Origin of the sequence: Polaribacter aquimarinus (assembly GCF_003129485.1) — a bacterium.
Lineage (GTDB): Bacteria > Bacteroidota > Bacteroidia > Flavobacteriales > Flavobacteriaceae > Polaribacter > Polaribacter aquimarinus.
The window spans coordinates 491,918-516,555 of sequence record NZ_QFFG01000002.1 but is presented as its reverse complement, the minus strand read 5'-3'; the positions used below and the strand labels follow the sequence as shown (position 1 = coordinate 516,555).

At 30.6% G+C, this 24,638-nt stretch carries 21 protein-coding genes; 9 read left to right on the top strand and 12 right to left on the bottom strand.

Translation table 11 applies throughout. The features are described 5' to 3' along the window. Positions 1 to 38: 38 nt before the first annotated feature. Together DIS07_RS05835 and DIS07_RS15070 are read right to left on the bottom strand one after the other, a co-directional pair. On the bottom strand, positions 39 to 788 hold the full coding sequence (locus DIS07_RS05835; RefSeq protein WP_109404288.1) for a GLPGLI family protein: 750 nt from the start codon (positions 786 to 788) through the stop codon (positions 39 to 41). A gap of 52 nt (positions 789 to 840) precedes the next feature. Further along, on the bottom strand, positions 841 to 1,077 hold the full coding sequence (locus DIS07_RS15070) for a hypothetical protein (protein WP_181374547.1): 237 nt from the start codon (positions 1,075 to 1,077) through the stop codon (positions 841 to 843). Between the two features lie 509 nt (positions 1,078 to 1,586). Here DIS07_RS15070 and DIS07_RS05825 point away from each other — a divergent pair. After that, positions 1,587 to 1,874 (top strand): helix-turn-helix domain-containing protein, encoded by a 288-nt coding sequence (locus tag DIS07_RS05825; protein ID WP_181374546.1) that lies wholly within the window; start codon positions 1,587 to 1,589, stop codon positions 1,872 to 1,874. Between the two features lie 108 nt (positions 1,875 to 1,982). Here the strand turns inward: DIS07_RS05825 and DIS07_RS05820 are convergent, their stop codons facing one another. The 7 genes from DIS07_RS05820 to DIS07_RS05785 form a co-directional block, all read right to left on the bottom strand. Beyond that, complete coding sequence (locus DIS07_RS05820; RefSeq protein ID WP_109404287.1) at positions 1,983 to 2,723, bottom strand: succinate dehydrogenase/fumarate reductase iron-sulfur subunit; 741 nt, start codon at positions 2,721 to 2,723, stop codon at positions 1,983 to 1,985. 8 nt (positions 2,724 to 2,731) lie between these two features. Continuing rightward, positions 2,732 to 4,744: a fumarate reductase/succinate dehydrogenase flavoprotein subunit gene (locus tag DIS07_RS05815; protein ID WP_109404286.1), complete on the bottom strand. Its 2,013-nt coding sequence runs from the start codon at positions 4,742 to 4,744 to the stop codon at positions 2,732 to 2,734. A gap of 12 nt (positions 4,745 to 4,756) precedes the next feature. Next, on the bottom strand, positions 4,757 to 5,431 hold the full coding sequence (locus tag DIS07_RS05810; RefSeq protein ID WP_109404563.1) for a succinate dehydrogenase cytochrome b subunit: 675 nt from the start codon (positions 5,429 to 5,431) through the stop codon (positions 4,757 to 4,759). 173 nt (positions 5,432 to 5,604) lie between these two features. Continuing rightward, on the bottom strand, positions 5,605 to 9,546 hold the full coding sequence (locus DIS07_RS05805; protein ID WP_109404285.1) for a LamG-like jellyroll fold domain-containing protein: 3,942 nt from the start codon (positions 9,544 to 9,546) through the stop codon (positions 5,605 to 5,607). Positions 9,547 to 10,040: 494 nt separating this feature from the next. Beyond that, the gene (locus DIS07_RS05795; protein ID WP_109404283.1) at positions 10,041 to 11,438 is read right to left on the bottom strand and encodes a LuxR C-terminal-related transcriptional regulator; all 1,398 of its coding nucleotides are present in this window, start codon (positions 11,436 to 11,438) and stop codon (positions 10,041 to 10,043) included. Between the two features lie 43 nt (positions 11,439 to 11,481). Further along, a complete protein-coding gene (locus DIS07_RS05790; protein ID WP_109404282.1) occupies positions 11,482 to 12,102 on the bottom strand; it encodes a DUF6973 domain-containing protein in 621 nt (206 codons plus the stop codon). Positions 12,103 to 12,134: 32 nt separating this feature from the next. Further along, a complete protein-coding gene (locus DIS07_RS05785) occupies positions 12,135 to 14,966 on the bottom strand; it encodes a VPS10 domain-containing protein (RefSeq protein ID WP_109404562.1) in 2,832 nt (943 codons plus the stop codon). A gap of 152 nt (positions 14,967 to 15,118) precedes the next feature. Between DIS07_RS05785 and DIS07_RS05780 the strand changes: the two genes are divergently transcribed. Beyond that, the gene (locus DIS07_RS05780) at positions 15,119 to 16,435 is read left to right on the top strand and encodes a DEAD/DEAH box helicase (protein ID WP_109404281.1); all 1,317 of its coding nucleotides are present in this window, start codon (positions 15,119 to 15,121) and stop codon (positions 16,433 to 16,435) included. A 57-nt stretch (positions 16,436 to 16,492) separates the two neighbouring features. After that, positions 16,493 to 17,785, top strand: a complete 1,293-nt coding sequence (locus tag DIS07_RS05775) for an aminopeptidase P family protein (RefSeq protein ID WP_109404280.1) — start codon at positions 16,493 to 16,495, stop codon at positions 17,783 to 17,785. 44 nt (positions 17,786 to 17,829) lie between these two features. On the opposite strand, the gene DIS07_RS05770 is transcribed toward DIS07_RS05775, so the two are convergent. Further along, a complete protein-coding gene (locus tag DIS07_RS05770) occupies positions 17,830 to 18,612 on the bottom strand; it encodes an alpha/beta fold hydrolase (protein ID WP_109404279.1) in 783 nt (260 codons plus the stop codon). A 145-nt stretch (positions 18,613 to 18,757) separates the two neighbouring features. Here DIS07_RS05770 and ppk2 point away from each other — a divergent pair, with 145 nt between their 5' ends. The 3 genes from ppk2 to DIS07_RS05755 all read left to right on the top strand — a co-directional run bounded on the left by ppk2 (position 18,758) and on the right by DIS07_RS05755 (position 21,403). Continuing rightward, complete coding sequence (ppk2, locus tag DIS07_RS05765; RefSeq protein WP_109404278.1) at positions 18,758 to 19,558, top strand: polyphosphate kinase 2; 801 nt, start codon at positions 18,758 to 18,760, stop codon at positions 19,556 to 19,558. 24 nt (positions 19,559 to 19,582) lie between these two features. Then, a complete protein-coding gene (locus DIS07_RS05760) occupies positions 19,583 to 20,455 on the top strand; it encodes a helix-turn-helix domain-containing protein (protein WP_109404277.1) in 873 nt (290 codons plus the stop codon). 84 nt (positions 20,456 to 20,539) lie between these two features. Continuing rightward, the gene (locus DIS07_RS05755; RefSeq protein ID WP_181374545.1) at positions 20,540 to 21,403 is read left to right on the top strand and encodes a nuclear transport factor 2 family protein; all 864 of its coding nucleotides are present in this window, start codon (positions 20,540 to 20,542) and stop codon (positions 21,401 to 21,403) included. Between the two features lie 46 nt (positions 21,404 to 21,449). Here DIS07_RS05755 and DIS07_RS05750 read toward each other — a convergent pair whose 3' ends face one another. Beyond that, positions 21,450 to 22,313 (bottom strand): winged helix-turn-helix domain-containing protein, encoded by an 864-nt coding sequence (locus DIS07_RS05750; RefSeq protein WP_109404276.1) that lies wholly within the window; start codon positions 22,311 to 22,313, stop codon positions 21,450 to 21,452. A gap of 123 nt (positions 22,314 to 22,436) precedes the next feature. Here DIS07_RS05750 and DIS07_RS05745 point away from each other — a divergent pair, with 123 nt between their 5' ends. The 3 genes from DIS07_RS05745 to DIS07_RS05735 are packed head-to-tail and all read left to right on the top strand — an operon-like array spanning position 22,437 to position 24,171. After that, positions 22,437 to 23,000: a YceI family protein gene (locus DIS07_RS05745; protein WP_109404275.1), complete on the top strand. Its 564-nt coding sequence runs from the start codon at positions 22,437 to 22,439 to the stop codon at positions 22,998 to 23,000. 4 nt (positions 23,001 to 23,004) lie between these two features. Further along, positions 23,005 to 23,577, top strand: a complete 573-nt coding sequence (locus DIS07_RS05740; protein WP_109404274.1) for a hypothetical protein — start codon at positions 23,005 to 23,007, stop codon at positions 23,575 to 23,577. Between the two features lie 6 nt (positions 23,578 to 23,583). Continuing rightward, positions 23,584 to 24,171, top strand: a complete 588-nt coding sequence (locus DIS07_RS05735) for a hypothetical protein (protein ID WP_109404273.1) — start codon at positions 23,584 to 23,586, stop codon at positions 24,169 to 24,171. Between the two features lie 49 nt (positions 24,172 to 24,220). Here the strand turns inward: DIS07_RS05735 and DIS07_RS05730 are convergent, their stop codons facing one another. Next, positions 24,221 to 24,583: a cupredoxin domain-containing protein gene (locus tag DIS07_RS05730; protein ID WP_109404272.1), complete on the bottom strand. Its 363-nt coding sequence runs from the start codon at positions 24,581 to 24,583 to the stop codon at positions 24,221 to 24,223. Between the last annotated feature and the right edge of the window lie 55 nt (positions 24,584 to 24,638).

The following is a 24,638-nucleotide window of genomic DNA, read 5'->3' as shown; positions in this document are numbered from 1 at the left end:
TAAAAAGTAAAGAGATTAATGACTCTTTAAGTTAATTATTAGCTACCCCTAATTTTTTTTAATTTTTTGGTAGCTTTAAGAACCATTTCGTTAAATTCTTTATACGTGATTTTTTTACCTTTTGTTGGCTTTTTAACCTCTACTTGCTTCTTAGGGTTCAATTTAATATTAGTAACATAATAAACTATATGGTTTTTTTTGAGTTCCAATATTAAACCTGGTAAACCAGAGTAACCTATAGGCCCATATTGAATATTAATAGCAGGTGTATACCAAGCCGTAATATTGTTGGTTTTAAAACCATTTTTGGTTTTTATTTTTTCAATTGCGACTGCTTTGTATGCTTTATAATTTCCAATTTTTTTAGTTTCGTCAAGTAAAGTCCATTTAGTATAGTCTTTTGGGTAATGAATTAAGAAAAAATCACCAAAAATATCTACAGCTTTTATTTTCTCTTTAACATTATTGTAATACTCGCCTTTTCCGTAAGGTAAAAGTGCTAATTTTATGTATCTATTATTTGGTGTTTCCATAAAATCATTTACTTTAAAACTAGCCTGATTATCATTGTAATACAAAGAGAATTTTAAATAACTAGAAATATTATCTGTTTCCTTTTCAATTGCTGCAAATCTTTTTAATTTTTCTTTGCCTAATTTTTGTTTTTTATCAACTGTAAAAGTCTTTTTTTTCTTTGTTTTTTTATAAGTAATAATTGCTGAATTTGTTTGAGCATGTATTGATAAACTAGCTAATAAAATAATTGAAAATTTTATAATTATCTTCATATATGTTTATTTTAAAAGGGGTTTTACCCCCTTATATTTATATAAAATTTTCTTACTGTAAGTTGTTTATAGTAAGTTTCTTCTTATATGTCCCATCTTCATTACAATGCAATTCAAAGTATTGATTAGTATATTCATATTCTGCAACTGGATCTCCGTCACCAGCTTCTGTTCCATAATCCCAAGCATCTTGAGTACAATCTTGAAATGCAATTATTCTGAATGAATTCGCATTCATTATAGTTCCTGTTGCAAAAACAAATACAACAGCTAAAATTAATTTTTTCATTTTTTCTAAATTTTAAAATGATTCGTAAAATATATTTAGAATTCTAAATGAATAAACAAGTTTAAAATTCTATAAAAACTTGTAGAAAAAGGCTTACTTTTGCAAGACTTCTTCTGCTTGTTGTTGTTTATTTACATAGGCATTTGTGTTAAGTTATACATTGGTTTCGCGATTTTTTATATTTCTTAATTCCGTAAGCGGAGGTTTTTTTATCAGTAGGCAGTAGGCAGTAGGCAGTAGGCAGTAGGCAGTAGGCAAAACTAATACTTATAGAATCTACTAGTTTTTAATTTTACTACTTTCTTATTGTTGTATATCTACTTTTCTTTTCATAGCAATTTCTTTTCTCAAATTTGAAAAACATTTTTTAGCTTACCAAATAAATCGTATTCCATTATGGCATACCCATTTATGGTGATAGGATAAACTCACGGTTTTTGGGTATGCCAAAATGGAAGGTTTTTAAACTTATTTTTTTCTTATTTTTACATCGAAAAAGAAATTCTATTATGAGAGAAAGAGAAAGAGAAAGAGAAAGAGAAAGAGAAAGAGAAAGAGAAAGAGAAAGAGAAAGAGAAAGAATACAAGAAACTTATAAAACGATTTTAGATACTTTAGAAGAAAAAAGAAAAGCAGCTAATATGAGTCGTTTTGAAATAGCTGTCCATTTAGGTTTAACTGAAAATGGTTATTTTAAAGTAATTAAAGGGCAAACAAAATTAGACTTAGAACGTTTGCTAACTATTTTGAATAAAATTGCTATTTCTCCTGAAGATTTTTTTAAAGGTATCAAATAACAAAAAACCAAAACAAATTTCTGTTTTGGGTTTTTTGTTATTGAAATTTCTCGATACAATTTTCTTCTTAAGGTCAGTAAATCAATCGAAAAAACAGTTACTATTTAGTTAAACAGATGCTTTCATTAACTCTCTGTTCATTCTTGCGATATTATCTAAAGAAATTCCTTTTGGACATTCAACTTCGCAAGCACCAGTATTAGTACAGTTTCCAAAACCTTCTAAATCCATTTGAGCCACCATATTTTTAACACGATCTGCTGCTTCTACTTGTCCTTGTGGCAATAATGCATATTGCGATACTTTTGCTCCTACAAATAACATCGCCGATGAATTTTTACATGTAGCAACACAAGCACCACAACCAATACAAGTTGCCGCATCCATAGCAGTATCTGCTGCTTCTTTAGCAATAGGAATGGCATTTGCATCTTGTGTGTTACCAGAAGTATTTACAGAAATATAACCCCCTGCATGCTGAATTCTTTCAAAAGCGGTTCTGTCTACTATTAAATCTTTAATTACAGGAAATGCAGCTGCTCTAAATGGTTCTATAGTAATTGTGTCTCCATCGTTAAACATACGCATATGCAATTGGCAAGTTGTAATACCTCTATCTGGTCCATGAGCTTCACCATTAATATACATAGAACACATACCGCAAATACCTTCTCTACAGTCATGATCAAATGCAACTGGTTCTTCTCCTTTTGCAACCAAACCTTCATTTAAAACATCTATCATTTCTAAGAAAGACATATGTTCTGAAATCTCAGTCACCTTATAATCTACCATTTGACCCTTTGAACTTGAGTCTTTTTGTCTCCAAATTTTAAGTGTTAAATTCATAATCTTTCTTATTTGTATGAACGTTGTTTTAGTTCTATATCTTTAAATTCTAGTTGCTCTTTGTGTAACACTGCATCTTTAGGCTCTCCTTTATATTCCCAAGCAGAAACAAATGCAAAGTTTTTATCATCACGTTTTGCTTCTCCTTTTTGTGGCCCTGATTCTTCTGCAGATTCTTCTCTAAAGTGTCCTCCACAAGATTCTTCTCTAACTAATGCATCTTTAGCAAACAATTCTCCTAATTCTAAGAAATCTGCTACTCTTCCAGCTTTCGCTAATTCTTCGTTGTATTCATTAGATCCTCCTGGTACAGAAACGTTTTTCCAAAAATCTTTACGTAAAGCAGAAATTTCTTCGATAGCTTCTTTTAAACCTGCTTCATTTCGAGACATTCCACATTTATCCCACATAATTTTACCTAATTTTTTATGGTAATAATCTACAGAATTTGTTCCTTTGTTATTGATAAAGAAATCTATACTATCTTTTACAGATTTTTCAGCCTCATCAAATTCTGGCGTATCCGTTGGAATTTTCCCTGTTCTAATATCATCAGCTAAATAGTCTCCAATGGTGTAAGGTAGTACAAAATATCCGTCTGCTAAACCTTGCATTAATGCTGATGCTCCTAATCTGTTTGCTCCGTGATCGGAGAAGTTAGCTTCTCCAATACAGTACAACCCTGGGACAGTTGTCATCAAATTATAATCTACCCAAACGCCACCCATTGTATAATGTACTGCTGGATAAATCATCATTGGTGTTTCATATGGATTTTGATCTACAATTTTCTCGTACATCTGGAATAAATTCCCATACTTTGCTTCAACAATTTTTTGACCTAATTCATAGATTTTAGCCGCAGAAGGATTATTAATGTTCTGGATTTTAGCTTGCTCTGTACCGTATCTGGTAATCGCATCAGCAAAGTCTAAATAAACCGCTTCTCCAGTTGCATTTACGCCATAACCCGCATCGCAACGTTCTTTAGCTGCTCTAGAAGCTACATCACGAGGCACTAAGTTACCAAATGCAGGATAACGTCTTTCTAAATAATAATCTCTTTCGTCTTCTGATAAATCTGTAGGTTTTTTCTTTCCTTCTCTAATGGCAATTACGTCATCCATGTTCTTAGGAACCCAAATACGTCCATCATTACGCAACGATTCTGACATCAATGTTAATTTAGATTGATAATCTCCAGAACGTGGAATACAAGTAGGATGAATTTGTGTATAACAAGGGTTTGCAAAATAGGCTCCTTTTTTGTGGATTTTCCAAGCGGCAGTTACATTAGAACCCATTGCATTGGTAGATAAGAAATATACATTTCCATATCCTCCAGAACCTACAACCACTGCATGTGCAGAATGACGCTCTATTTCTCCAGTCACAAGGTTTCTTGCAATAATTCCTCTTGCTTTTCCATCAACAATAACCACATCTAACATTTCGTGTCTGTTAAACATTTCTATTTTACCACGAGCAATTTGTCTGTTCATTGCAGAATATGCGCCTAATAATAATTGCTGACCAGTTTGTCCTTTGGCGTAAAACGTTCTTGAAACTAACACCCCACCAAAAGAACGGTTATCTAGCAAACCACCATAATCACGAGCAAAAGGAACACCTTGTGCCACACATTGATCAATAATATTGGCCGATACTTCTGCCAAACGATACACGTTTGCCTCACGAGAACGATAATCTCCACCTTTTACAGTATCATAAAATAACCTGTAAGTTGAGTCTCCATCTCCTTGATAGTTTTTTGCGGCATTAATACCTCCTTGAGCTGCAATTGAGTGCGCTCTACGTGGAGAATCTTGGTACGCAAATGCTTTTACGTTATACCCTAGTTCTGCTAACGTTGCTGCTGCAGAACCACCTGCTAATCCTGTACCAACTACGATAACATCGATATGACGTTTGTTAGCTGGGTTTACCAGGTTAATTTTGTCTTTATAAGTTGTCCATTTATCTTTTAGTGGACCTTTTGGTACTTTTGAATCTAAAGCCATATTGTAATAAGATTAATGGTTAAAGTGATGATAAAGTGCTATGAAAATAAATCCTAAAGGCACAATTATAGAATATGCAATTCCTACTTTTTCTAATTTCTTTCTTAAAGAAGCTGCTCCAACAGATTGAAAAGCAGATGTAAAACCGTGTGCTAAATGCAGCCCTAAGAAAATAAAAGCTATAACATAAGCGCCAACTCTTATAGGGCTTACAAATTTATGCACTAATTCTTCATGATAACGCAAACCATCTATACCTTCTAAAGTTCCAGTCCAATCTCCTTGAATAAATTTTGTGTTAATCTCAGGAAACCAAAAATCGATAAAGTGAAGTACAATAAAGGCCAAAATAGTTAATCCGGTCCATATCATATTTCTACTAAACCAAGTAGAATTTGCTGCACCATTGTCTTTGGCATAACCGACACCATTTGCTTTTCTGTTTTTTAGTTCTAAAACAAAACCCATAACAAAATGATAGACAACCGCAAATATTAAAACAGGTTGTAAAGCAAATTGTACTAAAGGGTTGGTTCCCATAAAATGAGAAACCTCATTAAATGTATCTGGACTAAAGACTGATAAAATATTGATAGCAAAATGCTGAAGTAAAAAGAACATCAGGAAGAAGGCAGAAAGCGCCATGGCTACTTTTCTTCCAATCGAAGATTTGAAAAATCCGCTCATTGTATAATTAGTTAAAATTTCTAACAAATTTACGGCTAAAAGCTTCTACAAACAAAATTTTTAAATTGTTTTACAGTTATTTAGAATAATTATAAAAATGAAGTTTCTTAATAAAATTTTGAACACTTTTTTTGATAAAAATCTTGTGGCTACAATTTAAAATTTACAATAAATTACTCAATGAAAATTTTCTTATTAAGAGTTCTTGTTGGTGTTCTTAAAGAAATAACATATAAGCCTGTTTTTAAGTGGTTTACGTTTTTTATTCCTGTTTTTATTCCATTATAATTTAACGTTAAAATCTTACCTCCAATTATATTATACATCTTTAATTTTGTTTCTTCATGTTTTAACCCATTAACATGCATTACATTACTACTTGATACAAAAATTTCTAAAGGATCTGAGATAACATTATCTCCTATTCTTAAAACATTTTGAGTTGTGTGCAAATAAAACCTTCCAATACCACTTAAATGATTTAAAGGAGTTATTGTATAGTTGCTGTTTTCATCCTTTAAATTTGTAATTTTTTTTGCTTCTCTATCTTCTAGATATACATTGTAATTCTCTTCTAAATTTGTTAAAGAGGCAGAAAAAACAATTTGGTTATTTGCCTTAGCATCAATACTTATTGGAATTACATAGTTATCTATATTAGTGTTTGGCAATGATTGTATTGTATAATTCTTACCATTACTATTTGCCACCAAGTGTGAATTGATATCAAACTCAGAATTGCTAAAGTTTTCAATATCTTCATTGGCATCAAAACCTGTTGTTGCTGTTGATGAATAAATTACATCTGTATTAACTTTCACGGTTCCATTATCAATAAAAAGTTTTACAAAAGGAGTACTGCTTTGAGATTTATTAAAAATATGTGTTCCTGAGGAAGGTTGAATACTTCTTTTATTATTGTCAAACTGCAATGTTGTATTGGCATTAGGCTTTATAAAAAACCCTTGCCCTGGAGGTATAAATTGCTCTGTTGAACTTACCAAATTGGTAACTGCAACGTATTTTTGTTGGGTTTTATCCCAAATATAAATTGCAGGTGTTTCTAATTTAGCGGTATTATCTGCTAAAAAGTTATTATTACTGTTTTTGTTTACAGGGTAAAATGTTGTAAACGAATTTCCAATTGCATTCCATTGGCTTCCTGTTACCGTTTTATCAATGGTATTTACCTCTAGAGTCCCTGTAAATGAAACGGAACCATCTGAAGCTCTTGAAATAGCATAACTGCTTCCTTTTTCAAATTTTATAGAATCATCTGTTAAATCTGTGGCTGTATAATACACCCATTTTGATCCTGATGCTTTAGAATCATCATAATAACCTACAGCATATCTATTTGGGGTTACAGATGTATTAACTCTAATATTATTGTTTGTGTTTTCTACAAAAGCTTTTATGCTTTGTCCAGAAACAGGTGCTGTTATAATATGCCAATTGTTAGCTAACAAACCACCTCTTTCATAAGTTACATTTCCTGTTGATGTTCCTTTAACTAATAAACTTCCACTATCATTACCTGTAGATGTTATTGTGGCTGTTCCTGTTGTTATAAAGTTATCTTGAGTAGTTAATGCTTTTCCCGAATTTATATTTAAAGTCCCGCTTAAATTTAAGCCATTTATGGAAGCATCATCAACATCTATATTTAAGGTAATATTTGATGGAACAAAAATATCCTCATCAATATTGGGTAAGCTAGAAGAGCTCCAATTATTAGCAATACTCCAATTATTATTTGAAGTAGCATTAAATATTGTTCTTAAATTACTATTAGAAAAACTACCTGAATTACCATTAATAAAATTAGAAGAAGTACCCGTTTTTGCAAAGTTTACAAGATTCCCTGTAAGTTGATTGCTACTTACATCAATAAGAGAAGTTATGCTTGTATTATTGCCATTAGCCACACCTTGGTCAAAAGGAAAATAGAGTAATAAACCACTTGTGGTTGGATTAACTTTTCCATCTTTAAAAAAGTTAATCTCGTTTACAGAAAGGGCTTTATTCCAAAACCTAAATTCATCTATTGCTCCAGAAAAAGGATTTTGTATGTCTCCAATTTCAAAATTTGATTGGTCATTTATAACATTTGCTACAGAGCCACTAGTAGAAACTGTCGCTTTTACTCCATTGATATATACATTTAATGAACTGTTTTCTTTAACAAAAGCCACATGAGACCAAACATTTCTAGATAAAGATTCTGATGTTGTTACACTAGCATATGAAGAGTTTACTGTTCTTATACTAAAAAAAAGTTTGTTTGTTGAATAAATAAAGCACTTTATGGCTTCTCCTTTTCTAAAAAAATTTAATGTTGTTGCACTGGTTGCGGGATTTACCCAAAAATCAATAGAGAATTCATTCGTAACATCGAATACATTATTATAATTTACAAAAAAAGAATCGTCTGTTCCATCAAAATGTAAAGCATTGTTTTTTGTGGTAAATGTTTTTATAGGAGTATAGGTTGTTCCATTTGAATTGGTAGCATAAGCCTTGTAATAATAGAGTGTGTTTTCTGTTAAACCTGTAATTCTTTCAGAAAAAATTCCTGTTCCACTTCCACTTGTTTTTTGAGTTACATTAGTTCCGCCAATTTCAGGATTTGTATTTGTTGCAGAATATACAATCCCTCTTTGAGTAACAACAGCGGCACCTTGATTTGTTATATTTCCGCCTAAAGTAGCGCTTGAATTTAAAACTAATGGTGCTATATTATCAATTACAGGTGTTGAAGACAAAGTAGAAAAACTTAATACTTGACCATAATCTGTACCTTCTACATTTGTACCATAAGCTCTGTAATAATACGTAGTATTTTCACTTAAACCAGTAATGGTCTCAGAAAATGAACCAGAACCAGAGCCACTTGCTACTTGGGTTACATTTGTTCCTCCAATTATAGGAAATTGATTTGAGCTACTAAAAACAAAACCTCTTGCTGTAGTTGTTGCTCCATTAGGTTCAGAAATACTTGCAGGTAAAGTAGACGCTGATAGCGTTATGTTAGTAGCAGAACTATTAGATACATTTGGACTTTGCTTAAACCTTCTAATCTTAGAGTTTGTTCCTTCATCAAAAGCAATATACACATCATTAGAACTGGAAATAAATAAATGGCGTATTATTGCACTCCCGCTAGAAAAAAAGCCATTCCCTACAATGCTCCAAGAGCTACCATTGTATTTTTTAACACGTATTTTTTTTGAATTATCTTTATCAGAATATGCAACATAAATATGATCACTATTGTCAACAGCAATCTTTAATCCATTATAATCATCTGTATTTCCAGAAATAGAACCCACAGAGCTCCAAGAACTTGTGTATACATTTACAGACAAACTGCTAATAGGATCAAAACAAATAATCGGATTATTTGAGGAGTTAAATGAAATAACTGCATTGTTTCCAAACCCTGCTAGCCCTGATAATTCTACCCAAGAAGTACCATTAAAACGAAGCACTTTGGTAACACCAAAGGGACCGTTTTCGACATAAGATAAATATGGTGTGTTATTTCCATCAAATTTAAATGAAGCATTAAAATTATTAGGATGAGTTAGATTGCTGTTGCCAATTGTTTGATAAGTATTGTTGACTGTATCTATTTTTACAATGTCAGAAATAGAATTACCTTCTTTAAAATAGGCAAGGTATAATTCATTGGCATTATTTACTACTAGTTTTAAAGTTCTTAAAGTATTGGTGCTTGAAGATGTTACTTTGGTAATTAATTCCCATATCAATCCTTTTTTATAAACAGAGATCTCATTAACTGAAGTTGGAATTGCTATAAATAAATTATCATTACTATCAATGTCTAAAGAGATTTTTCCTTGTTCATGCGGGATAGATGGTAGTCCTTGAGTACTTATTTGGGTTACTGTATATCTATTGTGTTTTGCAATTGCATAAGACCCAATACCCGCTGAATATACAAAATAAACTTGATCATTTTTATCTACTTTAAAATCTGAGATCCCCAAAGTGCCACTTGCAACGGAATAAACATCTTGACCAATAGTTTGTGCTTTTATTGATATGCTTAGCATTATAAAGCTTAGTAAAAGTAAATTTTTGAGTTTCATAACTTCTTGAGTTTATATTGTTGATTAACACTTATTAATTTAAAAAATTCTAAATGCCTTTTTTTGAATTTAAAGAATAAAAATCTTTTTGTAAACTTTTATTTTCCTTGTATTTATTGAAACTATAGAAATACATATTCTTCATTGAATCTCTTTAATTTTCTGATTTATTTTTTTATTTGTTAACCAATAATATTTGATTTTGTATATTTCTTTAACCAAATAGATAACACCTGGTATAAACAAAATGATAAATTTTTTAGGGGCTATATAATATGAAACACCAAATAAAATAAGTGTAATTAGAACACTATACACAATGATTCTTTGTGTAATTCTTTGGATATTTTCATTGTTCTCTAACAATGTTTTTTTTAAAGATTGTATTCTTATTTTTCTGTACATCATTATTTTTTACGACAATGCAATACTAAGAATAGGCATTAAAAAAATTCCCACCCTTATGGGTAGTTTTGCTGTTTTACAACTGTTTTCTAGCTTTCGTACATTAATTTCGAAGCTATTTCGGTTCTTTTTTTGATATCTAATTTTTCATACAAATTTCTTGTATGATATTTTATAGTGTTCACAGAAACAAACAACTCTTCTGCTATTTCTTTATTATTTAGACCTTTTGTAATTTGTAATAAAACATCTATTTCTCTTTCAGTTAGATTATATTTTTTTGACAATTGATTTATTTTTTTCGCTATTTCGTCTATGTTTTTTTCTTCTTTTTCGAGCTTAATATGATCTAATTCTTGTAACGATTTTAACAATTCTGATTGCATTACAGCAATTACTTCATCTTGTTTTGTTCGATGTCTTAAGAATTTCTTTATTAAAAAAATTAGCAATCCAACCAAAAAAACAATTAAGGCTATACTAGAATAAATGCTAATAGTAAACTTACTTTTTTCTTTCTCAACTCTTGCTTCATACTCAATAAGACTCTCTGTATCGTTAACATTCTGAGCTCTTAATTCGTCGTTTTCTTTTTTAGAGTTTCTTGCTAAAGAATCTGTATAAGCAACTTGAGTAGTGATATCGTTTGTTAATTTGGCAATATCTATTTTATTAAGAAAATACCTTCTATGATGGTCAAACTCAAATCTGAAATCATCAATAAGAGCATTGTAATAGTTAGCACTATCTACATTTTTTTTACTAATAAAATACCTAGTTGCAATATAATTTTTATGAGCTTCATAATTGTAGTTATTTGGATCTGGAATATGTAAAGGAAGTTTATTTACATAGTAATAAGAACTATCTAGTTTCCCTAAATGCATATAATTTTCTGCTATTGTACTCAAAGCATCCATATACACACCTTGTTGCGCTTTTTTAAAAATAGATAATTTGGATTTTAACTTTTTTGTAGATATTTGGTATTTTCCCTGAAGATTTTCGATAAAACCCTCATATGTGCAAACAATAACTCCTGCTTCATTGCCAAATTCTTTATAAATTGCAATAGCTTTATCATAGTTTTCTATTGCTTTTTTATACATATCATTATCGATATACTCATCACCTAATTCTCTATAAACTTCACCTATATACTGTCTTAATTTATGCTTTCGAGCAAGTTCTTTTACTTTCTCAAAATGAAACATTACTTTCTCAAAATTACGTAAGTTTCTATATGCTGTCGCTTTAATAAAATTAGACTCTATTAAAAACAAAGGCATATCATCTTTAGAAACATGATTTTTAAGGGAATCAATTTTATGTAAGAATAGTTTGGGGGTTGTTTCTGAAAGTACTGTTAGTGAGTCTATAAAAGTTTTTAAAGAAGCATCTTTATAAGTTTTCTCTTCCTGAGAAAAGTGATTAATGGTTGTTAAAACCAAAAAGAAAAAGAAAAATTTCTTGGGGGAAATTCTCATAGATGGTTAATCTTATTGATGTATTGGCTCTAAAATACAAATTTTATTTAATATTATTAGAAGCCATCAAACACTTGTTGTTTTTCCATTTTCCTTTTAAAGATTCTTTAGAAATAATCTTTCCATCACAAGTTAAAAAGTTACCTTTTTTATCTTTTTTAATAATCTTCATTCTTCCTTGATGAATGGCGTTTATAATTCTGAAAATCAATCCTTTTTGAGAAATTTTACTTCTTCTTGTTATTAATTTTAAACCTTCTTTATTATTGTGCAAATCCATAGTTGATGATATTTCATCTGGCACAACTCCATCTTCTAATTTATTCTTCTTAAAAGTTAAATAGTTTTCTTTTTCGTGCGCTTTTCCTAAAGAGCGAGCTGCACTTTTTCCGATTTCTTGACGCAATATGGCCATCCAATACGCATGTCTAAAAGCGTCAACTTGACCTCCCGATTTATCACCATCTAACAAATTGGTTTTAGCAATAGAATCTGCAATTTTATTGGCTTTTAACGATGTTTTTAAGGCTTTTTTAGCTTTAAAAAGGTGAAATAGCACCCAAGTTCTTTTTGGAGGAGATAGCTTAAAAAAATCCTTTAAACCCGTTTGAGAAAACAAATTCAAAGACACAAACATTACTAATAGAGAAAGTGATTTTTTCATTATTTTTAAAGACCATTTTTAAGGTGCTACTTTTATTTCACTTCAAATGCTCTTTTAGCTTCACCAATTTTAATCATATATTTTCCTTTTGGCAAATAATACACATCATTTTTAGCTTTCTTAATATCAGCATCTTTGTTTGCTTTTAGGTAACTTTTTAAGCCTTTTTTAGAAAAAGAAACATCATAAATAGCTTCATTAAAACCTTTATCTGCATTTACAGAAAATGAATTTACTTTTACATCTCCAGAAAAGATATGAACTGTTACTTTTCTACTAGAATTTGCGTAAAAAGGAATTGTTATTTCTGGTGTATTTGCTTCAAACCATTTGCTCCAAGAACTTCCCCAGTTTCTACTTTTTCTAATAGATTCAACATCAAAAATGTGAGCAGATTTAGCAGTCAACTCATCCGTCATTAATTGTAATGAAGCAATATTTGCGCGGTACAAACTGCGTCCGTGAGTTCCAATTATTAAATGTTTTGCTGTGGGTTGAATTACCAAATCGTGTACAGCAACATTGGGTAAATTTTTGCTAAAAGCTTCCCAAGATTGTCCTTGATTAAAAGAAACATACAATCCGTTATCTGTACCTAAATACAATAGGTTTTCGTTTTCTGAATCTTCTTTTATCACATTTACTGGTGATGTTGGAATGTTATTACTGATGTTTTTCCAAGTTGTTCCATAATCGTCAGACATATACACATAGGTTATAAAATCATCAAAACGATAACCATTTAAAGTTGCGTACACTCTTTCTTTTTTAAACTTTGAAGCTACCACTCTAGACACCCATAAATTTTGTGGTAAATTGTTAGAAATTCTTGTCCAACTTCCTCCACCGTTTTTAGTAACATTGATGTATCCATCATCAGAACCTACATAAATTAATCCGAATTGGAATGGAGATTCAGAAATCGTTGTTAACGTTCCATATGCTACATTTCCTTTTTTTCCACCTGTGGTTAAATCATCAGAAATCGTTTCCCAATTATCACCTTTATTTAGAGAACGATGTAATTTATTTCCTCCTAAATAGAGAATATCTTGATTGTGTTTCGACAATAAAATAGGTGTTTGCCAATTGAATCTGTATGGGTTTTCGCCTAAGGTATGTTTCGGTTGAATGTATTTATTTTTACCTGATGCTCTATCAATTCTAAAATAATTTCCAAACTGATATCCTGTGTAAACAATATTCGGATTCCTGTCATCCACCTGAACTTGCATTCCGTCTCCGCCCATAATGGATTCATAAGGATTTTGCCCAGATTGATGCCAACGCTTGTTAATTCTAGCGTTATGAGACGCTACCCAAACTCCATTATCTTGCAAACCACCATACACTTTATAGTTTTTTTGATTGTCTGCATACACAGAATAAAACTGACCAACTGCAGGGTCGTTTAATTTTATCCAACTTTCTCCATCATCATAAGTCAAGTTTAATCCACCATCATTTCCATTTAAAATATGACCCGATTTTTTGGGATTTATCCACAATGCTTGATGATCTGCGTGCACATTTTCTTTGCTAATCGATTTGAATGTTTTTCCACCATCTTTCGATTTTAAAATAGGAACACCCAAAACATAAATTCCGTTTTCGTTCTGCAAATCCACTCGAATTTCTCCAAAATAATATCCATAAGAATAATACAAATCGTCTAAATAACCTTCGTGTGTTTTTTTCCAAGATTTACCTCCATTTGTGGTTTTAAATACCTCAGCTCCAACCACAGGTGTGTCAAACAAAAGAGAATTTGCATCCTCTAAATACTTCGCCAAATCAATGGGTTTTACAGAACCCACTCTAACCATTTGTTTCACATTTTCAGCTCTGTATTTTTCTTGAAACCCGTTTGTTTTTAAATATGTATTCAATTTTTTATCAGATAATTTTAAAAAATCTGCAGAAGACATTGTCTTAAAATCTTCTTTTGTTAATGCTTTTGATGAGGATTTCTTTTTTTGATTATCTTTTCTTCTAAACTGGCTATCGTGAAAAGCATAAACTGTATTTTCATTAAAAACCGCTAAACCAATTCTACCCACTCCATTTCCTTCTGGAAAACCATTTCTTTCTGATATTTTTTGCCAAGAATTTCCTGCATCTGTACTTTTATAAATGGCAGAATTACTTCCATCACCATCAAAATTCCAAGCTTTACGTTCACGTTCCCAAGAAGCTGCATACATCACGTTAAAATTATTGGGTGCAAAAGCAACATCAATAATTCCTGTATCTTGATTTACAAAAAGTGTTTTTGACCAAGTTTTTCCGCCATCAGTGGTTTTAAAAACACCTCTTTCTTGGTTTGATGAATACAAATGCCCAATAACACCAACCACCACTTCATTTGTATTAGTAGGGTTGATGACAATTCTACTAATATGATGCGAATCTGTTAGCCCAACATTGTTCCACGTTTTTCCACCATCTGTAGATTTTAGCATTCCAATTCCTGCGTAACTTGAGCGAGAAGAATTCTTTTCTCCTGTACCCACCCAAATAGTTTTTGAAATCCAATCTACAGCAATATCTCCTATATTTTGAGTTGGAGAATTATCTAAAACTGGTGTAAAAGTAGTTCCGTTATTATTCGTATACCACAATCCTCCAGAAGCGTAACCTACGTAAAATTCAGTAGGATTTTCTGGATTTACATCAACATCAGCAACACGTCCGCTCATTACAGTTGGACCAATATTCGTAAAGTTTACATTTTTTACTAATGATGATTGCATCATCTTAGTTTTTTTTTCTAAAGATTGTTGAATAACTTCAGCGTTTGTAGAAGTCTGTGCTAAAATGGAAGTTGAAAAACAAAGTAACAGGAATTGAAAAAGAGATTTCATAAGTTGGATAGTTTGGTTTAAAGTGTTGAAATTACCATTTGTATTTCCATTTTCAAAATCTTTAACACAAATTAGGAAACCCAACCAATTTTAAAGGATGTATCTTTACACCCAGAAACAACTACATAAAGTTACTTTCTTAAAAAAATTTTATGACATTTAAAGAATTAGGTCTATCCAGCGCTATTTTAAAAGCGGTTGAAGAAAAAGGATATACCAAACCATCACCCATACAAGAAAAAGCAATTCCACCAATTTTAGAAGGCAAAGATATTTTAGCTTCTGCACAAACAGGAACAGGAAAAACAGCGGGTTTTACCTTACCTGTATTGCAATATTTATCAGAAACCAAACACCCAAAATACAGACCTTTGCGTGCTTTAGTGTTAACGCCAACAAGAGAATTAGCTGCACAAGTTTATGATAATGTAAGAGAATACAGTAAATATGTAAATATAAAATCTGCTGTAGTTTTTGGAGGCGTAAATGCAAAACCGCAAATTGCTACTTTAAGAAGTGGTGTAGATATTTTAGTGGCAACTCCTGGTAGATTATTGGATTTACACGACCAAAAAGCGGTTTCTTTCAAGAGAATTGATGTTTTAATCTTGGATGAAGCGGATAGAATGTTAGATATGGGTTTTGTAAGAGAAATCAACAAATTGATAAGCTTTATGCCCGCAAAACGTCAGAATTTGATGTTTTCTGCAACTTTTTCTAAAGACATTAAGAAATTGGCAGAGGGGATTTTAAGAAATCCTATTTCGGTTGAGGCAACTCCTCAAAATTCTACTGCAAAAAAAGTAACACACAGTGTTTTTAAGGTTGATAAAAGCCGAAAAACAGAGTTTACCATCAAATTGATAAAAGACAACAACTGGAATCAAGTGTTGATTTTTACACGCACAAAACACGGTGCCAATAGATTGACTCAAAAATTGATAAAATCTAAAATTTCTGCTGCTGCCATTCACGGAAATAAAAGTCAAGGTGCAAGAACAAAAGCGTTGAAAAACTTTAAAGAAAATTCGATCAAAATTTTAGTGGCAACTGATATTGCTGCTCGTGGATTAGACATTCCTTTATTGCCTCACGTAATCAATTACGAATTGCCAAATGTACCTGAAGACTATGTGCATAGAATTGGAAGAACTGGAAGAGCTGGTGCTGCTGGAGAAGCCATTTCTTTAGTTTGTAGTGAAGAAGTAGAGTATCAAAAAGAGATTGAAAAACTTTTAAATGAAAAATTAAAATCTACCATAGTAGAAGGTTTTGAACCTACAGATACTGCACCTCCCAAAAGAGCAGCTACTCAAAGTAAAGGATCTTTTGGCAAAAAGAAAAACGCTTCAAATTCAAATTCTTCTCAAGGGAAAAAACCTAAAAGAAAACCGCATTTTAAAGGAAATAAATCTAATTCTACCTCTGGACGTGGAAGAACTGGGGCTCCTAAAAAGAAGCGTTTTTAAGTTCATTTTTTATTGATAATTTTATCGTTACATTTGTTTCTATAAATTCGAATACAGATGAAATATCACCCAATAAATTCACAACTTTTTATAAAAAACCGTAAAAACTTTATGGCGCAAATGAAGCCAAAAAGTATTGCTGTTTTTAACTCTAATGACATTTATCCTATAAGTGCAGATAGTACAATGCCCTTTGAACAGCATAGAGATATTTTCTATTTATCTGGTGTAGATCAAGAAGAAAGTGTATTGTTTTTATTTCCTGATTGCCCAAATGAAAACTTAAGAGAGGTTTTATTTGTAAGAGAAACCAATGAGCATATTGCCATTTGGGAAGGTGAAAAACTAACCAAAAAAGCTGCGACTAAAACAAGTGGAATAAAAACCGTTTATTGGTTACAAGATTTAGAAAAAATCTTGTTCGAAATGAGCACGTATGCAGATACTTTTTACATCAATACAAACGAGCATTATAGAGCTTCTGTAGAAACTGAAACTAGAGAAGATCGTTTTATAAAATGGTTATTGGCTAAATATCCTGCACATTCTGTAGCAAAAAGCAATCCTATTTTACAGCATTTGCGTTCTATAAAAGATCAAATTGAGTTGGATTTAATGCAACACGCCTGTAATATTACCGAAAAAGGTTTTAGACGCATTTTAAACTTTGTAAAACCTGGTGTTTGGGAATATGAAATTGAAGCAGAATTGTTGCACGAATTTGTAAAAAATCGCTCTAAAGGATTTGCATATACGCCAATAATTGCCTCAGGAAATAATGCCAATGTGTTGCATTATATAGAAAACAATCAACAATGTAAAAGTGGCGATTTAATTTTGTTTGATATTGCTGCTGAATATGCGAATTACAAAAGTGATTTGAGTAGAACAATTCCTGTTTCAGGGAAATTTTCTGATAGACAAAAAGCAGTTTACAATGCTGTAAATCACGTGAAAAAAGAGGCCACTAAAATGCTACTTCCTGGAACTTTATGGAAAGAATATCACGTAGAAGTTGGTAAAATAATGACTTCAGAATTATTAAAATTAGGTTTAATTGATAAAGCTGATGTTCAAAATGAAGATAAAAACTGGCCTGCATATAAAAAGTATTTTATGCACGGAACAAGTCATCATATTGGTTTAGACACACACGATTACGGACTTTTACACGAGCCAATGCAAGCAAACATGGTGTTTACAGTAGAACCAGGAATTTACATTCCAGATGAAGGATTTGGCATTCGTTTAGAGGATGATGTGGTGGTTCAAGAAAGTGGAGCACCTTTTAATTTGATGCAAAACATACCAATTGAAGCTGATGAAATTGAAGAGTTGATGAATCAGTAATTATATAAGTACAAACACAAAGGCGAGTTTTTAACTCGCTTTTTTTATGCTAAAGAATGAATAAACCCAATCGTTTGGTTGTTAAACGTTTCTGGCTGCTCAACATTTACAACGTGACCACATTTATCTATGACAAAAAGTGATGCTTTTTTATGCAGTTTTACAATGTTTTTAATCGAAGGTAGAAAAAGGTGATCTTCTGCTCCCATCACATATAAAGTAGGAATTTTAATGTCTTTTGTTCTAAAAAAACGCAATAAAGGATTGATTTCTGATGTCAATTTAAACCAACGAATAAATTCTTTTTGATAGAGTTTTTTTGCTTCATTTACAAATAACAACCTCGATTTTTTGTGGTTTTTCTTTGGCATAATAATAAATGCAAAGAATTTGTATAACAACATATAAGGCACTACAGATTTAAAAATCACTCCTAATTTCATTAAGATTTGAGAGCGAATGTTCAACTTAATAATCGCACCACCCATAATCATACTTTGTACTAATTCTGGTCTTTTTTCAGCTAAATTTCTTATTAAAATGGTTCCTAAAGAAATACCAATAAAATGCGATTTTTCAATCTTTAAGTGTTCAATAACCTCAACAATATCGTTTGTAATCGAATCAAAAGTATATTTAGGGTTAAAGGTATCTTTTAAAGTGGGTTTGCTATTTCCGTGACCACGTAAATCTAAAATCAACACATTAAAATGCTTTTTAAAATCACGTACTTGCTTAAACCAAATAGAACTACTTCCTCCCGCTCCGTGAACAAAAGTTACCCATTCTTTAGAAGTTGTATGTGGATATGAATAGTAATTTAACAAAAAATGTGTTTTTAAAATAAGCAGCAAAAATAACCTATTTTATTTTGATACTGTTGAGAATCGTTTTTTTCACTCATATAAATAAAAAAAGAGCCACCTAACAAATGTCAGTTTTTGCCTTTTTTAATTTTTGTAATTTGCCTAAATGGAAAAATCAACATCGGAAAACGGAAAACAAAAGAAGTTCAATTACGAGAAAGAACTCGCAAAATTGCATACAGAATTGGTACATATGCAAGAGTGGGTAAAAAATAAAGGATTAAAAGTTGTTGTTCTTTTTGAAGGAAGAGATGCCTCAGGAAAAGGTGGAACCATTAAACGTTTTACAGAACCTCTAAACCCTCGAATTTGTAAAGTGGTTGCTTTGGGTGTGCCTACAGAAAGAGAAAAATCGCAATGGTATTTTCAACGCTATGTACAATACTTACCTGCTGCTGGAGAAATTGTTTTGTTTGATAGAAGTTGGTATAATAGAGCGGGTGTAGAAAAGGTTATGGGTTTTTGTACTAATGATGAGTATGATGAATTCTTGCGTTCTTGTCCTGAATTTGAACGTATGTTGGTGCGTTCTGGAATTATCGTTTTAAAATATTGGTTTTCTGTAAGTGATGAAGAGCAAGAAAGACGCTTTAAAAATCGTATTTCAAATCCACTTAAACGGTGGAAATTTAGTCCTATGGATTTAGAATCTCGTTCTAGATGGATGGAATATTCTAAAGCTAAAGATCAAATGTTTGCACATACAGACACGAAACAAGTACCATGGTTTGTGGTAAATTCAGACAATAAAAAGAAAGCAAGATTAAACTGTATTAGTCACGTTTTAAGTAATATTCCTTATCAGAAAATGAATATCAAGCCAATTGAGTTACCTCCATTGCCAGATAATAAAGCGTATGTTAGACCTCCAATGGATTATCAAACATTTGTCCCAGAAAAGTTTTAACTTTACTTTTTTTAAAATGATTACGTGTCAGAAAAAATAGAAAAATATGATTTTAAAAAAGGACTTCTTCACGAGTTCGAAATCATTGATTTATCTGAACTTTATCAAAATAACTTTGAGCAAACAACATCACCTCATCGTTTAGAATTTTATCAGGTTTTATGGTTTAAAAAAGGAACTTCTAAACATTGGGTAGATTTTAATGCACTAGATATTGAACCTAACACCTTACTTTTTTTAAATAAAAATAGTGTTCAACGTTTTGATAAAAAAGGATATCCTAAAGGGAAAGCAATTTTATTTACTGATAACTTTTTTTGTAAAACCAAAACAGATACAGCTTATTTAAAAAGCTCTATATTATTTAACGATTTATTTTCAATTCCAAAATTTAAAGTAGAAAACGAATCTTTAAATCTTCAAAAAACATTAAATCTAATTCTTGCAGAATTTGAGCAGCCCAAAGATGATTATCAAGCAGATATCCTCAGAAATCATCTTAAAAACTTTTTACTACATTCTGAAAGAGAGCGAAAAAATAAAGACTTTGTAGAAATTAAAAAAGACAACAAACTTCATCTTGTGATGCAGTTTAGAGAGTTGTTAGAAAGTAATTTTATACAACATAAAAATGTTACTTTTTACTGTGAGGAAATGCATATCACACCTAAAAAATTAAACTCAGCAACAACAAACGTCTTAGAAAAACCTCCTAAAAGTATTATTATTGAAAGAATTCTTTTAGAAGCCAAAAGAATGTTAGTACATACTGTAAAAAACACCAAAGAAATATCTTTTTTACTAGGTTTTGAAGAACCCACAAACTTTATTAAGTTTTTTAGAAAGCATCTAAAAACGACTCCTCTATCTTTTAGAGAGCAATTTAACAAGGAGTAAAAGTATCATTTTTTCTCTTTTTCTTACCTTTTTTAACGTCTCTTTTCCACGCAAATTTGCAGTGTATTTAAATTCAATTTTAAAATGAAAAAAATAATCACTGTATTAATAATCGTTTTTGCTTTTTCTTATTGTTCTAAAAATAAAAAAGCAACTACTAAAAAAGAAGAAAAAATGAAAATTACAAACAAACAAAAAGTAGTATCATTATTAAAAAGTATTGAAACTGAAGCAAAAGAACCAATAGCTTTCATCAACCCACAAAAATATATTCAACACAATTTAGCTGTTGGCGATGGTCTTGCAGGTTTTGGAGAAGTATTACATCAATTACCTCCTAACTCTGCTAAAGTAAATAACATAAGAATTTTTAAAGATGGTGATTTTGTATTTACACATACTGATTATAATTTTTTTGGTCCAAAAATAGGGTTTGATATCTTTCGTTTTGAAAATGGAAAAATTGTTGAACATTGGGATAATTTACAAGAAAAACCCGCTTCTTTAAACCCAAGCAATCGCTCTATGATTGATGGACCAAATGAAATAACAGATTTAGACAAAACCCAAGAAAACAAAACATTAGTAAAAAACTTTGTAACAGATATTTTGGTCAACGGAAATATGCAAAAATTAGCTGGTTATTTTGATGGAGACAAATACCTACAACACAACCCACAAGTTGCAGACGGTTTGTCTGGATTAGGAAAAGCGCTAGAGTTTATGGCATCTCAAGGTGTATTTATGAAATACAACACCATTCATAAAGTTTTAGGAGAAGGCAATTTTGTTTTGGTAGTAAGTGAAGGTACTTTTGCAGACAAACACACCTCTTTTTATGATTTGTTTCGAGTAGAAAACGGCAAAATTGCTGAACATTGGGATGTTATGGAAACTATAATTCCTGAGTCTGAAAGAAAAAATAACAACGGTAAGTTTGGGTTTTAATAAAAGTCATTAAGCGTTAAAAAGGCGAGCATTGTGCTCGTCTTTTTTAGTTTATCTCTAACTTATAACCTACTCCGTGAATATTGGTAAGTTTAATAGCATCATCTTCTTGTAATTTTTTTCTAAGTTTAGAAATATAAGTATCTAAACTTCTTCCTACAATTACCCCATTATCTTCCCAAACTCTTTTGGTTAATTCTTCTCTTTTTACAACTTGATTTGCATTGGCTATAAAGATTTCTAACAGCTCACATTCTTTTTTAGATAAGGCTATTTCTTTTGCTTTTTTTACCAACTTATTTTGTTCTGGATAAAAAATAAAACTTCCTAATACTGTTTTAGCATCCTTACTATCCTCTCTTAAAACATTGCTTTTTTTATCTGAATATTTTCTGTAAACAATTCCTAAAAGAATAGGAATAAAAATATAAAGTAAATACCTATTACTTGATTTAGGGTTGTTATCCTTTAAAAATTTTATCTGAATTGTATAACAACTTTTTGGTAAAACTCTTCCTGCACAAGGAATAATCGTTTTTTCTTCATCAGCATTTATTTCATAACTATAGCTCACCTCATTGTTTAAACACTCAATTACTTCTACTCTATAATTTTCTTCAGCTGCTGATTTTTCAAGGTTTAATTTTACAATTGCAACCAACACACTGGGTTCAAAACTTAATTCTTTTTGAAATGAAATTTGAAATTTATCTGTTTCTAATTCTTTAATTGGTAATACTAAAGATGTAGAATCTTGATTAAAGAGTAATAATTGATTTCCAACTTGTCTTAAAGTAATTTTTATTTTTTCTGAAAAATCATTTTTATCATTCTCCTGAGGATAAAAACTCCACAAAACGAATGCTAAAACAATTAAAAAAATACCAGAAACAACTTCTTTTTTATTCATATAAATACAAATAACCAACATTTCTATTAAATTTTACAAGTGTTGACACTTCTTTTACATTTTTTTGACACTTTTTTCAACTGCTAAAAATAGTTTTACCTAATAATCATAAAAACTCAAAATATGAAAAAAGTAATTCTATGTATTCTAGCAACAACCTTAATGGGTTCCAATTTATTTTCTCAAGAAAAATTAGCAATCAATACTAAAAAAAGTACTATAAAATGGATTGGTGAACTTACCTTTAATTTTGGTGGACACGATGGATATATCAATTTTAAAGAAGGGCATTTTATAAAAGAAAATAAAGTTATTACTGGTGGTGAATTTATTATTGATATGAATTCTATGACAAATACAGACATAAAAGAACAAAGAGGTAAAGATGGTTTAATAAAGCATTTAAAAGAACCAGATTTTTTTGATGTAGAAAAATATCCAACTGCAAAATTATCTATAACAAGTGTAGAATATTTTGAAGATAAAACGATGAGAATATTCGCCAACTTAACTATTAAAGGGATTACAAACCCTATTAAATTTTATGCAAAACCTAATTACCAAGAAGAAAGTTTGTCTGCAAGATTTAAAATTGACAGAAAAATATGGGGTGTGAATTACCAAAGTAAATTTAAAAATAGCTTTATTTCTGATGCCATTGGTTTTGAAGTATTCATAAAATTATAAATCGATGAAAAAAATAGTTTTAACATTTACCTTATTTTTTCAATTAACTATTACTTTTTGTCAAGAAAATGAAAAGTTTGTAATTATAAAAAACACTAAAAACTGGAGTAAAGAAATTATTAAGTTTCCAATAGATTGGGTTCCAGAATTAGCTGTTAAAGGGTTTGAAGAGTTGTTGTTTTCTCCAAAATGGAAAGATAAAAAAAGTGATGAGTTTTGGTCTTTAGTGATGTCTTGGAATATCAAATCAAAATCTAGATTTTCTAAAAAAAAGATAGCTTATTATTTTAAAAGTTATTTTGATGGATTGATGGAACCAAATCATTGGGCTAAAGAATTTCCAAAACCAAAAGTTACTTTTAAAAGAAGTTCTAAAAGAAAATTATCTGGAAATATGACTTTTTTTGATGGCTTTCATACTGGAAAAATATTAACTGTAAATATAGAGGTAGAACAATATTTATGTAAAAAATCTAATAACGTTTTTATCATTTTTAGAATCTCTCCTAAAGCACAAAATCATTCAATTTGGAAAAGTTTATATCAACTAAAACTTAGAACTAATTTTTGCAAATAAAAAGCTATGAAAAATACTACAAAAGCACTTTTTTTAATATTCCTTTTTTACTCAATTTCTAATTTCGGGCAAAAAAATGAATTCAGTTTAATAAAACTAAATACTACTTGGGGGCAAGAGGTATTACGTTTTCCTGCAAGAAATATGAATTATAAAGGTGTAGGAGAAGTACGTTTTCCGCCTAAGGGATGGATAAATCCTAAACATCCAAATTTTTGGTCTTATACGTATGCTTGGAGTATCAATGTAAACAGAAAAATAAAAGCGGAGGAATTAGCTATTGATTTGGTAAAATATTTTAATAGCTTGAATAAGATTAATATGAACGATTCTAGCAACCCTAGAAAATCTTCTGCTTTTGTTAAGAAAATTAAGACAAAAAAATCTACCACATTATTTGAGGGTAAAGTAACTATTTTCGATCGTTTTGCAACCAATAAAATGTTGGTTTTAAATATAAAAATTGAAAGTCATTTTTGTAAAAAATCACAAAAAACAGTTTTGTTATTTACCTTTTCGCCAAAAGAATTCAATCATAAAACTTGGGAAATGTTAGATGAAATTAAATTAATAAATGGGGGTTGTAACAATTAAAAAAGGCGAGCATTCTGCTCGCCTTTTTTAATTAACTTAATTTCAAAAATTACTCTACTATTAAAGTGTACTCTGGTGTTTTGTTTAAAGGACAAAAGTAGGTGTATTCTCCTTTTTTAAGGGTTACTTTATTAGAGGTTTGCTTTGTGTTGTTTTTTACCAAAGCTGTAACATACGCTTCTTTAATGTGGTTTTTTTGGCCACTTTTACCTTTTGGTTGCAAAACAAAGCCAACATCTGTACCCACATTATTATTAGAAACTTCAAAAATGTAAGTTCCTGCAGACAACGTAATTTGTTTTTGAGTAAACTCCCCTTTGGTTTGTTCTAGAGAAACTGTTTTTACTTCTTGTGCATTTGCATTGAATGCAAAACCTAATACTACTACTAAAATTGCGATTACTTTTTTCATCTTTTCTATTGTTTTATGTTTATATATTAATTTGATTTAGATTCCCGTTTTCAGG